This is a genomic window from Mesorhizobium sp. 113-3-3 (assembly GCF_016756495.1).
Lineage (GTDB): Bacteria > Pseudomonadota > Alphaproteobacteria > Rhizobiales > Rhizobiaceae > Mesorhizobium.
Map to the genome: position 1 here is coordinate 837,103 of NZ_AP023243.1, position 12,692 is coordinate 849,794.

General features: G+C 65.2%; 13 protein-coding genes and 1 tRNA gene. 6 read left to right on the forward strand and 8 right to left on the reverse strand.

All coding sequences use genetic code 11. The features are described from left to right. Positions 1-192: 192 nt before the first annotated feature. Positions 193-1,701 (forward strand): winged helix-turn-helix domain-containing tetratricopeptide repeat protein, encoded by a 1,509-nt coding sequence (locus JG746_RS03865; RefSeq protein WP_202356971.1) that lies wholly within the window; start codon positions 193-195, stop codon positions 1,699-1,701. Between the two features lie 28 nt (positions 1,702-1,729). Here JG746_RS03865 and JG746_RS03870 read toward each other — a convergent pair whose 3' ends face one another. The 3 genes from JG746_RS03870 to JG746_RS03880 all read right to left on the reverse strand — a co-directional run bounded on the left by JG746_RS03870 (position 1,730) and on the right by JG746_RS03880 (position 4,743). Then, positions 1,730-2,086 carry a hypothetical protein gene (locus JG746_RS03870; protein WP_202356972.1) on the reverse strand — a complete coding sequence of 119 codons (357 nt, stop codon included), beginning with the start codon at positions 2,084-2,086 and terminating at the stop codon, positions 1,730-1,732. Positions 2,087-2,153: 67 nt separating this feature from the next. After that, entirely contained in the window at positions 2,154-3,641 is a 1,488-nt protein-coding gene (locus JG746_RS03875; RefSeq protein ID WP_202356973.1) for a pyridoxal phosphate-dependent decarboxylase family protein, read from the reverse strand. A 13-nt stretch (positions 3,642-3,654) separates the two neighbouring features. After that, positions 3,655-4,743 (reverse strand): PLP-dependent cysteine synthase family protein, encoded by a 1,089-nt coding sequence (locus JG746_RS03880; protein ID WP_202356974.1) that lies wholly within the window; start codon positions 4,741-4,743, stop codon positions 3,655-3,657. A 218-nt stretch (positions 4,744-4,961) separates the two neighbouring features. On the opposite strand from JG746_RS03880, the gene JG746_RS03885 reads away from it, so the two are divergent. The 5 genes from JG746_RS03885 to JG746_RS03905 all read left to right on the forward strand — a co-directional run bounded on the left by JG746_RS03885 (position 4,962) and on the right by JG746_RS03905 (position 8,718). Continuing rightward, positions 4,962-6,980, forward strand: coding sequence for a transcriptional regulator (locus JG746_RS03885; protein ID WP_202356975.1), 2,019 nt, complete (start codon positions 4,962-4,964; stop codon positions 6,978-6,980). Between the two features lie 98 nt (positions 6,981-7,078). Further along, complete coding sequence (locus JG746_RS03890; protein WP_167334885.1) at positions 7,079-7,255, forward strand: hypothetical protein; 177 nt, start codon at positions 7,079-7,081, stop codon at positions 7,253-7,255. Positions 7,256-7,387: 132 nt separating this feature from the next. Further along, complete coding sequence (locus tag JG746_RS03895; protein WP_202356976.1) at positions 7,388-7,768, forward strand: YkvA family protein; 381 nt, start codon at positions 7,388-7,390, stop codon at positions 7,766-7,768. Between the two features lie 223 nt (positions 7,769-7,991). Continuing rightward, complete coding sequence (locus JG746_RS03900) at positions 7,992-8,474, forward strand: DUF2127 domain-containing protein (RefSeq protein WP_202356977.1); 483 nt, start codon at positions 7,992-7,994, stop codon at positions 8,472-8,474. A 70-nt stretch (positions 8,475-8,544) separates the two neighbouring features. After that, positions 8,545-8,718: a hypothetical protein gene (locus tag JG746_RS03905; RefSeq protein WP_202356978.1), complete on the forward strand. Its 174-nt coding sequence runs from the start codon at positions 8,545-8,547 to the stop codon at positions 8,716-8,718. A gap of 6 nt (positions 8,719-8,724) precedes the next feature. Here the strand turns inward: JG746_RS03905 and JG746_RS03910 are convergent, their stop codons facing one another. The 5 genes from JG746_RS03910 to JG746_RS03930 all read right to left on the reverse strand — a co-directional run bounded on the left by JG746_RS03910 (position 8,725) and on the right by JG746_RS03930 (position 12,673). Further along, positions 8,725-9,264, reverse strand: coding sequence for a cytochrome b (locus tag JG746_RS03910; RefSeq protein ID WP_202356979.1), 540 nt, complete (start codon positions 9,262-9,264; stop codon positions 8,725-8,727). Between the two features lie 162 nt (positions 9,265-9,426). Then, positions 9,427-9,735, reverse strand: a complete 309-nt coding sequence (locus tag JG746_RS03915) for a UBP-type zinc finger domain-containing protein (protein WP_015314705.1) — start codon at positions 9,733-9,735, stop codon at positions 9,427-9,429. Positions 9,736-9,744: 9 nt separating this feature from the next. After that, positions 9,745-11,487 carry an FAD-dependent oxidoreductase gene (locus JG746_RS03920; protein WP_244730661.1) on the reverse strand — a complete coding sequence of 581 codons (1,743 nt, stop codon included), beginning with the start codon at positions 11,485-11,487 and terminating at the stop codon, positions 9,745-9,747. 196 nt (positions 11,488-11,683) lie between these two features. After that, positions 11,684-11,768, reverse strand: a tRNA-Leu gene (locus JG746_RS03925). Positions 11,769-12,052: 284 nt separating this feature from the next. Further along, a complete protein-coding gene (locus JG746_RS03930; RefSeq protein ID WP_027055589.1) occupies positions 12,053-12,673 on the reverse strand; it encodes a 2,3-bisphosphoglycerate-dependent phosphoglycerate mutase in 621 nt (206 codons plus the stop codon). Positions 12,674-12,692 lie beyond the last annotated feature (19 nt).

The window sequence follows — 12,692 nt, forward strand, 5'->3', positions numbered from 1 at the left end:
CAGCCCTTGATCTGAAAGTGGTTGAATTCTGCAGGATATGGAGGGCGCCGTAATTAAGCCCTCCCAAATAGTTCCCAAAAGTTCCAAATGGACCTTAACTCTTTGTTTTGGCTCCATTCCCGAGAAGTGCCGTGCGCTTTTTCCCGGCAAACCGCCTCACACATTTCCCGGAATTGCTCTATAGATGCGCGTATGCAGGGATCACGCTTTGCCTTTGGTCCGTTCGTGCTTGATCCGGGTGCGGGAACGCTGCTTCGGAACGACGATCCCGTTGCCGTCGGCTATCGCGGGCTGAAGCTGCTTGCCGCACTCGTCGAACGACCCGGCGAAATCCTCGAAAAAGCCGAGCTGATGGACGCGGCGTGGCCGGGGACAGCGGTCGAGGAAGGCAACCTCACCGTCCAGATCGCGCAGCTGCGCAAGCTGCTTGGGCCGCCCGCCGATGGCGGCGAATGGATATCGACGGTGCCGCGCGTCGGCTACCGCTTCACCGGCGCCATCGAACAGCTCGATCGGACGAAGCGCAAACCCTTGCCGCTGCCCGACAAACCATCGATCGCGGTGCTGCCCTTCGTCAATCTCAGCAACGACCCCGAGCAGGAGGCCTTCGCCGACGGGTTGACCGAGGATTTGATCACCGACCTGTCCAGAGCCCCGGGCCTGTTCGTCATCGCGCGCAACTCGACCTTTGCCTACAAGGGCAAGGCGATGGACGTGCGCGCGATCGCCGAGGAGCTTGGCGTGCGCTATCTCCTGGAAGGCAGCGCCAGGCGCGCCGCCGGGCGCGTGCGCATCAACGCACAGCTGGTCGACGCCAAGAGCGGCGAGCATCTGTGGGCCGAACGCTTCGATCGCGGCCTGGACGATATCTTCGCCGTTCAGGACGAGGCCACGGCCAAGATCGTCGAGGCGCTGCTCGGCCGGCTGCGCGCGGCGCCGCCACGCAACCGGCCGACCAATCTCGAGGCCTACGATCTTTGCGTGCGGGCGCGCAAGCTGATCGACGAATCCCCGCAGACGGCGCGGGAAGCGCATCTGTTGCTGACGCGCGCGGTGTCCCTCGATCCGGACTATGCTGAGGCTCATCGCTGGCTTGCCATGAACCATTGGATGGGATGGGTGCATTGGGGCGAGCCCGTCGAACCCAACCGCCGCATCGCGCTGGAACTGGCGCGCAAGGCCGTGGCGATCGATCCCAACGATGCCGGCTGCCGCTGGGTGCTCGGCAATCTGCTGGCCTACGAGCACAGCTTCGAAGAGTCGGATGCCGAATTCGCCAAGGCGTTCGAACTCGACCCGAACGAGGCCGACGCCTGGGCGACATTGTCCGACATCGCGGTGCTGGCCGGAAAGGTCGAGGAAGGCCTCGAGCACATCCGCAAGGCGTTCCGGCTCAATCCCTATCCGGCAAGCTGGTACTATCTGACGCTCGGCGAGGCGCAATATGCGGCGCGCGATTACGAAGCAGCCGTCGAGACCCTGCGCCGGGAGGAAACCTACCGGACGAGCTCACGCCGTTTCCTGGCGGCAAGCCTGGCGCAACTCGGCCGGCTCGACGAGGCGCGCGCCGAAGTCGAAATGTTCCTCATCGGCAACCCGCATTTCACCACCAGCCACTGGGTCTGGACGGAACCTTTCCGCGACGACGCGATGCGCGATCATTTCGTCGATGGTTTTCGCAAGGCCGGTCTTCCGGATTAACGTGACCTCCTGCGCGGAGGCGCGCCAATCACGGCACCAGATCGATGGTCTCGGTCGTGTGTTCGACGCAGATGAAGCAGCAGGTGTCGCAAGGCTGGTCGTTGTCAGGCCCGACGCCGGCGGATATCCGGTCATTGCCGTCGACCCAGGCGCCATAGCAGATGCGCTCTCCGGAATTGCAGGACAGCGGCACCGATTTCTGCGAATTCGGGTCGATCAGGAACACCTTGCCGTTGCCCGGCCAGACCGTCTCGCGGTCGCGGCTGAACAGCTCGACCGCAACTGCTTCCTTGCGCAGGTTCTTGACGAAGAAGGCCATGTCGGCAGCCTGGGCCGCACTGGAGCAGACGAGCGCCGCGAGCACGGCCATACGAAACAGCGTCACGGTCGGGTCCCCCGAATCACCGCCGCAGAATCGCATGACCGCCCATGCCTGTCGCCCGCTTTTGGACCTATTTCGCGTAAGGACCTTCCGCCGCGATCTCGCGTCCCAGCCGCACCGTTTCACTGATCAGAAGGTCGAGGTCCTCGCGCCTTGTGCGGTGGTTGGCGATCGCCACGCGCAGCCAGTGTTCGCCATGCACGGTGGTATCGGAAAGGACGGCAATGCCCAGTTCCTGCAACCGCAGCATGATCTCGGTGTTGAGCGTCTTCAGCGCCTCGCCGGCAACGCCGGGCTGATAGCGGAAGCAGACGATGTTGATGGTCGGTGACATGGCCAGCTGCAGTGACGGCTCGGCCTCGATCCTCCCGGCGAGATAGGAGGCCTGCGCAATGTTCTGGTCGATCAGGCGGCCGAATTTGTCGACGCCATGCTCTTTCAGCGCCATCCAGACCTTGAGCGCGCGAAAGCCGCGCGAGGTCTGCAGGCCGTAATCGTGCAGCCACTCGCCGGAAGCAAGACCGCGCGGCGTCGATTCCAGGTATTCCGGCGTCACCGCGAAGGTCCGACGATGCGCCACCGCATCCCTGACCAACGCACAGCCGACCTCGAACGGCGCGTGCAGCCATTTGTGCGGATCGAGCGCTACCGAATCCGCCCATTCGATGCCGGCAACGCGGTGCGCATTGTCCGGCGCAATTGCGATCAGCGCGCCGATGCAGCCATCGACATGGAACCACAGGCCTTCCTCATGCGCGAGCTTGGCGAGCGCCCGCAGATCGTCGATCGCGCCGGTGTTGACCGTGCCGGCATTGCCGATGACGCAGGCCGGCTTGAAGCCGGCTGCGCGGTCTTCAACGATCGCCGCCCGCAGGGCCGGTATGTCGATGCGCAGGCCGGCGTCGGTTGGGATGCGGCGCAGCGCCCTGTTGCCGAGGCCCAGCGCTTCCATCGCCTTGCGGTGGCAGGAGTGAATCTGGTCCGAGCCATAGAAGCGCAGCGGCTTTTCGATCGCCGCGACGCCGTGCTCGCGCACGTCGATGCCGGCCCTGGTGTTGCGCGCCACGGTCAGGCCGATGATGTTGGCCACCGAGCCGCCGCTGACCAGCGTGCCGGAGGCGGAAGCGGGAAAGCCCAGCATCTCTTTGCACCAGTTGACCACCTGGCTGTCCATCAGCCCGGCGGCGTGGTTGCCGCCGGCGAGATTGGAGCCCTGGATTGCCGCCAGGAAATCGCCGAGCGCGCCGGTGAAGTTGCTCGACCCCATATACCACGCCCAGAAGCGCGGATGGATGTTGCCCATAGGGTAGGACATCACGGTGCGCGAGACCTCGCCGTAGACGGCGGCCAGCGGCGCGGGGAAGCGAGGCAAGGGTGCCGCGAAGGCTTCTCGCACCTCGGCCGGCATCTCCCGCCAGGCCGGGCGGTCCCTGACATTGCCGAGGTAATCGACGGCATCGTCGATGACCTGGTGCGACAGGGCCTGGACGGCGGCCCAGTCGGCGGGGTCGAGCGTTTCCTCGGCCAGCAGCCCAAGGGATTCCTGCGCGATGTCCATGGCCGGGCTCCCGTCAAGCCGCCGGAAACTGGCAGCCGGGCGTCGAGCGCGACAGCGCCATCTCGTCGGCGTCCATCTCGGCCTCGATGCCGTCGAACAGCGGCGTCGACATATAGCGCTCGCCGGTGTCGGGCAGCATGCACAGGATCACCGATCCGGCTGGCGCCTTCTCCGCGACCTGCCGCGCCACGGCGAAGGTGGCGCCGCCGGAAATGCCGGTGAAGATGCCTTCCTTCTGCGCCAGGGCCTTGGCCCATTTGATGCCTTCGGGCCCGGCGATCGGCATCACCTCGTCATAGAGGCTGGTGTCGATCGCTTCCTGCAGGACATTGGGGATGAAATCCGGCGTCCAGCCCTGGATGGGATGCGGCTCGAAGGCCGGATGGCTGGCCGCAGGCGCGCCATGGGCACCGCGCTGCTGCGCCTTGCCGCTGCCGATAAGCTGGGCATTGGCCGGCTCGGAGAGCACGATGCGGGTGTCCGGCCGTTCGCGGCGCAACACGCGCGCCACGCCGACGACGGTGCCGCCGGTGCCATAGCCGGTGACGAAGCAGTCGAGCCGCGAGCCGGCGAAATCATTGACGATTTCGCGTGCCGTGGTGGCTTCGTGGATGGCGGCGTTGGCGGCGGTCTCGAACTGGCGGGCGAGGAACCAGCCATTGGCCTCGGCCAGCTCGACCGCCTTCTTGTACATGCCAAAACCCTTTTCGGCGCGCGGCGTCAGCACCACCTTGGCGCCGAGCATGCGCATCAGCTTGCGGCGCTCGACCGAAAAACTGTCGGCCATGGTGACGACCAGCGGATAACCCTTCTGCGCACAGACCATGGCAAGCCCGATGCCGGTGTTGCCGCTGGTCGCCTCGACCACCGTCTGGCCGGGCTTCAACGCGCCGCTGCGCTCGCCCTCCTCGATGATGTTGAGCGCCAGCCGGTCCTTCACCGAGGCGGCGGGGTTGAAGAACTCGGCCTTGACATAGATCGTCGCATGGGCCGGTCCGAGATTGTTGATGCGGATCACCGGCGTGTCGCCGACCGTGTCCAGAATGCTGTCGAACAGGCGCCCGCGCCCGGCGGTGGTTCTGATTTTCCGTTGCTGCAACATGGAAGAACTCCTTGTCTGTGCTCGTTGTCATCACAGGCCGGTTACAAACCGGCGGGTTGGGCGGCGAGATTTCGAGACCTTGCCGCGCTAGGACTGACGTGCCGGCGATGCGGCAACAGCCGCATGCGGCGTGCGATTTGCCGCCGGATGCGTCGTGTCGAGTTTGGTGATAGGGCATCGGCCGACGGGCCAGCGTGGGAGCAGGCGTGGAAACGGACGTGGAATCCGCACCATCGAGGCTGGACGGCGACAGGCCGGTGCTTTCCGTGCGCCTGCTCGGAGCGCTGGAGATCCTGCGTGATGGCGCGCCGGTGGCGCTGCCGGCCTCGCGCAAGCTGCGCGCGCTGTTGGCCTATCTGGCGCTGGCGCCGCACGCCGTGGGTCGCGGCCGCCTGTGCGAGCTGCTGTGGGACGTGCCCAACGATCCCCGCGGCGAACTGCGCTGGTGCCTGAGCAAGCTGCGCGCCGCCCTCGACACGCCGGACCGGCGCCGGGTCACCACCCAGGGCGATACGGTCGCGCTCGATCTCGACGGCTGCCTTGTCGACGCGCTGGAGGTCAGCCACGCCGCCGCGCAAGGAATCGCCACGCTGGATGCGGAGCGGCTGCGCGCGCTGGCAGAGTTCTTCGCCGGCGATCTGCTCGACGGACTGGTGCTCGAGCGAAGCCCGCTCTTCGACAGCTGGCTGATCGCCCAGCGCCGGCGTTTTCACGCATTCCACGCCGCCATATTGGAACAGCTTGCTGCAACCGATCCGGCCGGCTCGCCTGAAATGTCCACGCATCTCGACAAATGGGTCGAGCTGGCGCCCTTCGACACCCGCGCGCATCTGGCCTTGCTGTCCAATCTGGCGAAGCGCGGCGAGATTGGCGCGGCCGAGCAGCATCTGGCTTCGGCGGAACGGTTGTTTCGGTCCGAGGACCTGGAGTTCGCCCCGCTTCGCGCGGCCTGGCAGACAATCCGCGACCAACAGTCCGGCACCTCGCTCAAGGCGCAGCCGGCCGGCCCGTCCACATCACCGCAATTGGCCCCAACGGGTGATGCCGGTCCGGTCGAACCCAGCCACGCTTCGCTGGCGGTGATGCCGTTTGTCGACGAAAGCGGCGCGCGCGGCGGGCTGGCCGACGGTTTCACCCACGACATCATCACCCGGCTTGCCAAGCTCAGGGATTTCTTCGTCATCGCGCGCGGGTCGGTGTTCGCGCTGGCCGAGAAAGCCATCGCACCGGAGGAGGCCGGCAGAAAGCTTGGCGTCGACTATGTCGCCACCGGCACGGTGGGCAGCACGGCCAGCCGGCTGATCGTCAGCGTCGAGCTGGTCCAGGTGCGCACCGCCAGGATCGTCTGGGCGGAGACCTTCGAGCGCAGGCCCGACGACCTTTTCGCCGTGCTCGACGATATCGGCGACAGTATCGTGTCGTCGATCTCGGCCGAGATCGAAACGGTCGAGCGCAACCGCGCCATGCTGAAGGCGCCCAATTCGCTCAACGCCTGGGAGGCCTATCATCGTGGCCTCTGGCACATGTACCGCTTCACCCAGGCCGAGAACGAGCAGGCGCGGCATTTCTTCGACAAGGCCTTGCAGCTCGACCCGACCTTTGCCCGCGCCTATGCCGGTCTGTCCTTCACCCACTGGCAAAATGCCTTCCAGCGCTGGGGCGACCGCGACCGCGAAAGCGCGCTGGCCTATGAGAGCGCCGGCCACAGCCTGCTGATCGACGATCACAATCCGGCCGCACACTGGGCGATGGGCCGGGCGCTGTGGCTGCGCGGCGAGCGGGACGGGTCGCTCGCCGAACTGGGGCGGGCGGTGGACCTCAGCCCCAATTTTGCGCTCGGCCATTACGCGCTGTCCTTCGTCCATTCGCAGTCGGGCGACCCGCAGGCGGCGATAAGCTCGTCGGACCATTCGCGGCATCTCAGCCCCTTCGACCCGCTGCTGTTCGGCATGCTGGGGTCGCGCGCCATGTCGCATGTACGGCTCGGCCAGTTCGAGGAGGCGGCCGAGTGGGCACTGAAGGCAGCGGCGCGGCCCAATGCGCACACCATCATCCTGGCGATCGCCGCGCACTGCCTGGCGCTGGCCGGCCGCCTCGACGAGGCGCGCGGCTTTGCCGCCGCCATACGCAAGACATTGCCTGATTATCGCGCCGACGATTTCATCGGCACCTTCCGCTTCGACCCCGATGCCGAGGCGCTGTTCCGGCAAGGCGCCAGAAGGATCGGGCTCAGCTGATTTCGCGCCTGAAGTCCGCCGTTAACGAAGTCGGAAGGAGTTGCTTAACCGTTCACCTCTATGTGACCCCTCGGGGGGTCCATGGCAAAGTGAGTATGATGAGCGACAGCCCCGACAAGCGCAGCGAATGGCGCGCCATTCTTCATGTACAGGCCCGCGTCGCCGTGCTGTTCGTTCCCGTCGTCGCCAGCCTGCTGATCATAGCCGCCCTTGCCGGCAACGACCGCAAATCCGTTCCCGACGTCGACCGCACGGTCACCGGGTCCGTGCGATAGGCGGAGCGGCTCCGAGCCGCCTGTCGGGAAGCCCCGAACTTGTGTCATGCCTTGACAGGCGGACGCCATGAAGGAGTGTCGGGCGGTTGGCGTGCGCTATCGGCGCCTCATCATTTGGCGCTAAGGTCGCCAATGGCCGCGACACTGAGTGAATGGGCACGAACGATCAAGCGCGACGTACATGCGCTCTACCTCGCCGCGCGCGATCCCCGAACGCCGTGGTACGCCAAGGCGCTTGCCGTGTGCGTCGCAGGTTACGCCTTGTCGCCGATCGACCTGATTCCCGATTTCATCCCTCTGGTTGGCTATCTCGACGACGCGATCCTGGTCCCCTTGGGCATCCTTGCCGTGGTCAAGATGATACCGCCCGAGGTCATGGCGGAACACCGGGAGGCCGCCGCCCTTGCCGTCGACAGGCCGGTGAGCCGTGGCGCGGCGGTGATCATCGCCTGTATCTGGGTCGCTTCGGTCGCGCTGGCGGGATGGCTGGGCTATCGCTACTTCGTGGGCTGATCGAAGCCGCGTCCCGCGCCTGGCTGGGGGATTTTGGTCACCAGATTGTCCAGACGGGAGTTCTCGCAGTAAGCCAGCCGCACCATGAGAGGAACCCCGATCTGGGAGACGCCCATCATCGTTTCATCGAGAAACGGGCTGATGCCGGCCGCGGCATTTATCCAGTGTGTTAAAGCTACATCGATTTGGCGTGGGTTTCCGTGGCTGGTTGTGAGGTGGATTCTTGAAACCCGTCGATGAACACCGCATCCATCAGATCTTCGAAGTCAGCGTATGGCTGAAGGGTGTGCACGCCCTGATCGAATCCATCGGCGGGATCCTGCTCTATGTCGTCACGACCGGTACCATCGCCTCCTGGGTCAACGCCCTCACCGCGGATGAACTGATCGAGGATCCGAATGATTTCATAGCTGGCCATCTGTCGCAGATGGCCAGCCATTTCTCGATCGCCAGCAAGGAGTTTTATGCCTTTTACCTGCTCAGCCACGGCCTGATAAAGCTTGCCCTGGTTATCGGGCTTTTGCGAGGCAAGCTCTGGTCTTATCCGGCATCGCTCGCGGCGTTGGGCTTGTTCATGATCTACCAGGTCTACCGCTACTCATACACCCAGTCATTCGGCCTGCTGGTGCTGACCGTCTTCGATGCTGCCGTCATGGTGTTGATCTGGCACGAATGGCGGATCGTGCGACAGCACAAGCCGGCATGACGTTTCCCTGACGCGAGGAACCCCACGCGCTGCCGGACATTGTGTTCCAGGACAGAACCTGGAGGACGTGATGACCCGAGCCCTCGACGTCAACGACAACACCGAAGAAAACCCGGAGCACCCGCCGCAGCCGCGGACCGGCGACCGTCTGAAGAAAAAGCCGGTCGAAGGCAAAGCCTTCCAGGTGAACGAGAACAGCGTCGACAATCCGGCGCCCGCGCCGGCGACGCCAAAGCGGGACTGATCGCTGTCAGGGCGTGCTTTGCGGCAGCATGCGCTTGAGCACGTCGTCCTTGCGGATGAAATGATGCCACAGCGCCGCCGCCGCATGCACGCCGGCAAGGATGAGGATCGAATTGGCGCAGAGGCTGTGCAGCTCCCTGATGAACCGGGCCGTGTCGCGATCCGGCGAAACCGGAGCCGGGATGGTGAAAAGACCGAAGAAGCTCAAGGCATCGCCCCTGTACCAGGTCAGCAGGATGCCGAGCACAGGAATGGCCACCAGCAGCGCGTAAAGCAGAAGATGCGCGACCTTGGCCGCCCATCGTTCGAGCGGTGACATTTCCTGAGGCAGTCCGGGCGTCCCAAGCGCCAGGCGCAGGCCGACACGGATGACGACCAGCGCGAAAAGCAGCAGCCCGAACGAAATGTGCAGCCACCAGACGAACGCGCGGCCGGGATCGCCGCGCGGAAAGAGCTCCTCCAGATAGGTCAGGCCATAAAGGCCGATGACCAGCAGAAACACCGCCCAGTGAATGGCCTTCTGCGCGCTTGTGTAGGTGGGTTGCATGCGAGGCTTCCAGTTTTGAATGTTTCTAAACTAGCCGCGATCATGTCAAAGCTTTGTCCGGCGACGATCCCGTTGGCCGCGCCCGAAAACGACAAAAAGCCCGGACGAACCGGGCTTTTCGGATTCTTGATCGTCGAGCGGTTCAACTCCTTTCCGGCCGGCTCAATAAAACCTTGGGATCGGGCCGTTCTGCGGCGTCGTGCGGTCGCCGAGGTCGAGAAAGACCTCGTCGACATAGCACCAGCCCCAGCCTTCCGGCGGATCGTAGCCCTCGATGACGGGATGGCTGGTGGCGTGGAAATGCTTAGTCGCGTGGCGGTTGGGCGAGTCGTCGCAGCAGCCTACATGGCCGCAGGTGCGGCAAAGCCGCAGATGCACCCACCACGAGCCGCTTTTCAGGCATTCCTCGCAGCCGAGCGCGCTCGGCGTCACGTCCTTGATCCCGGCCGCATGCTTGCATTCGTCCGCCATCACACTCTCCTAGCTATCTTTTCGTTGAAGCATGATCTTTTCCGAAAACCGGTTCCCACTTTTCGGGATCATGCTTTGCGTCGCGCCGGCTTGGCTGCCGTCTCGCGCGAGATAGGCATGCAAGGCCGCGACCACCTGGGCGCCCTCGCCGACGGCCGCCGCGACGCGCTTGACCGAACCGCAACGCACGTCGCCGATGGCAAACACGCCGCTGCGGCTGGTCTCCATCAGGCCATGTTCCGGTCCGAGCTCCGATCCGGTGCGGATGAAGCCCTTGGCATCCAGCGCCACATTGCATTGCGACAGCCAGTCCGTATTCGGGTCGGCGCCGATGAACAGGAAGAGATGGCGGATCGGGCGCGTCGTCTCCTCGCCGCTGACGCGGTTGCGCCAGCGGACAGTGGCAAGGTTGCCGTCCTCGCCGTCCAGCGCCTCGATTTCGGTCTCGGTCAGCACCTCGATGTTCGGCTGCGCCTTGATACGCTCGACCAGATAGCGCGACATCGAGGCATCGAGGCTGCCGCCGCGCGCCAGCAGCGCCACCTTGCGCGCATGGCTGGCGAGGTAGACCGCCGCCTGGCCGGCCGAATTGCCGGCGCCGACCAGCGCCACTTCCTGGCTGGCGCAAAGCCGGCCTTCGATGGGCGAGGCCCAATAGTGCACGGAGGTGCCCTCGAACTGCGACAGGTTGGCGACGTCGAGGCGGCGGTAGCGCGCGCCGCTGGCGATCACCACGCTGCGCGTGCGCACCGTCTCGCCATCGCCGACATCGAGCAGGTAACGGGCGCCTGAATTGTCGGTCGCCGCGCTCAAGAGCTTCGCCTCGTCGGGGATCACCATTTCGACGCCGAATTTCTGCGCCTGGTTGTAGGCGCGCGCCATCAGCGCCATGCCGGTGATGCCGGTGGGGAAGCCGAGATAATTCTCGATGCGCGAGGAGGCGCCGGCCTGCCCACCAAAGGCCCGGCAATCGAGCACGATGGTCGACAGCCCTTCCGACGCCGCATAGACGGCCGCGGCCAGCCCCGCGGGCCCGGCGCCGACAATGGCGACATCATAAAGCGTGTCCGCGTCGATCGGCCTGAGCAGGCCGATGCAGCGGGCGAGGTCCTTCTCGCTCGGATTCATCAGCAGCCTGCCGTTCGGGCACAGCACCACCGGCCGATGGTGCGGATCGACCTCGAAGCGCTCGACCAGGGTTTTGGCGCAGGGGTCGCTGCCGGAATCGAGCACGCGGTGCGGCTGGCCGCTGCGGGCCAGGAAACCCTGCAGCCGCAGCACGTCGGCATTGCCTGATGGTCCGATGATGATCGGACCGCTGGTGGCGCTTTCCAGCAGTCCGACGCGGCGCAGGATCAGCGCCCGCATGATGCGCTCGCCGAGATTGGCCTCCTGCACCATCAGGTCGCGCACGCGCCGCGAGGGGATGACGAAGGCCTCGACCGGCTCGGCGGCCTCGGCATTGACCAGCGAGGGCCGGGCCGAAAGCTGCGCCAGCTCGCCGACGAAGCTGCCCGGGCCGTGGCTGACGATCGTCTCGCGCCGGCCGAGCCCATCCTGCGTGATATCGACCTTGCCCGACAGCACGACGATCAGGCCGGGCGCGACATCGCCGGCCTTGATGATGTGCTCGCCGGCGGCATAGGCGCTGGCCTCGCCGAAGCGGCGCATATGGTCGATGTCGGCCTCGCTCAGCGTGGGAAAGGCCTGATCGCGACGGGCGCCGAAGATTGCGGTGGAGGATTGAGACATGAGCGGGAGCGTAGCGAAGAGGCCGCGCGGTTTGAAGCGGTTTGTTCGGGGACTGGCCAGGAGGGGAGGTTTGGCCTCTGCGCTTCGTCATCCTCAGCCCGGGGATCCGCGACGATGATCCGCCCGGAAATGACGAAGTCCGTGGTCAAGATTTATGAGAAGGAATTCGCTCGTCCCGTTGGTAGTCGGGAAAAAATGGTGCCCAGAAGAGGACTCGAACCTCCACTCCTTGCGGAACACGGACCTGAACCGTGCGCGTCTACCAATTCCGCCATCTGGGCTGGTGCGGGCTCATGTAAGCGGGCAAGCGATGGCTGTCAACGCGCTTTTTTGAGGGCCGATGCTCGCCGGCTCAGTTTCGGGCGTTGGCGCCGCCCCTCACCTGCCTGCCGGCATCCTCTCCCCGTATAGAGACGGGAGAGGGACGCTATCATCACCGATTTCGCCAATCGCCGGTGTTTCGGCCAGCAGCCCCTTCTCCCCGTCACTATACGGGGAGAAGGTCCCGGCAGGGGGATGAGGGGCAGCGCCGACTTTTACAATTGATGACCGAGGCTTATCGCCGTCAGCCCTCCAGCACTTCCTTCGACGCCACGGTCGAATCGGCGTTGAGCTGGTAGATGACCGGTACGCCAGTGCCGAGTTCCAGCTTGACGATCTCCTCGCCCGACTTGCCGTCCAGCGCCATGATCAGTGCGCGCAGCGAATTGCCGTGGGCGGCGACAAGCACCGTGCCGCCGCGCAGCACGTGCGGCTGCAGGTCGTGGAGGTAGTAGGGCCAGACGCGGGCGCCGGTGTCCTTCAGGCTCTCGCCGCCGGGCGGCGGCACGTCGTAGGAGCGGCGCCAGACATGCACCTGCTCCTCGCCCCATTTCTTGCGGGCATCGTCCTTGTTGAGGCCGGAGAGGTCGCCATAGTCGCGTTCGTTGAGCGCCTGGTCGCGGATGGTCTTCAGATCGCTCTGGCCCACCGCGTCGAGAATGTGCTGGCAGGTCTTCTGCGCCCGGGTCAGCGCCGAGGTGAAGGCGATGTCGAACTTCAGGCCGCGCGCCTTGAGTTTTTGCCCGGCGGCCTTGGCCTCGGCGTGGCCCTGCTCGGTCAGGTCGACGTCGCGCCAGCCGGTGAACAGGTTTTTCAAATTCCATTCGCTCTGGCCATGGCGCACGAGCACGAGGGTTCTCGACATGTTTGCTCCCTTCAGATTG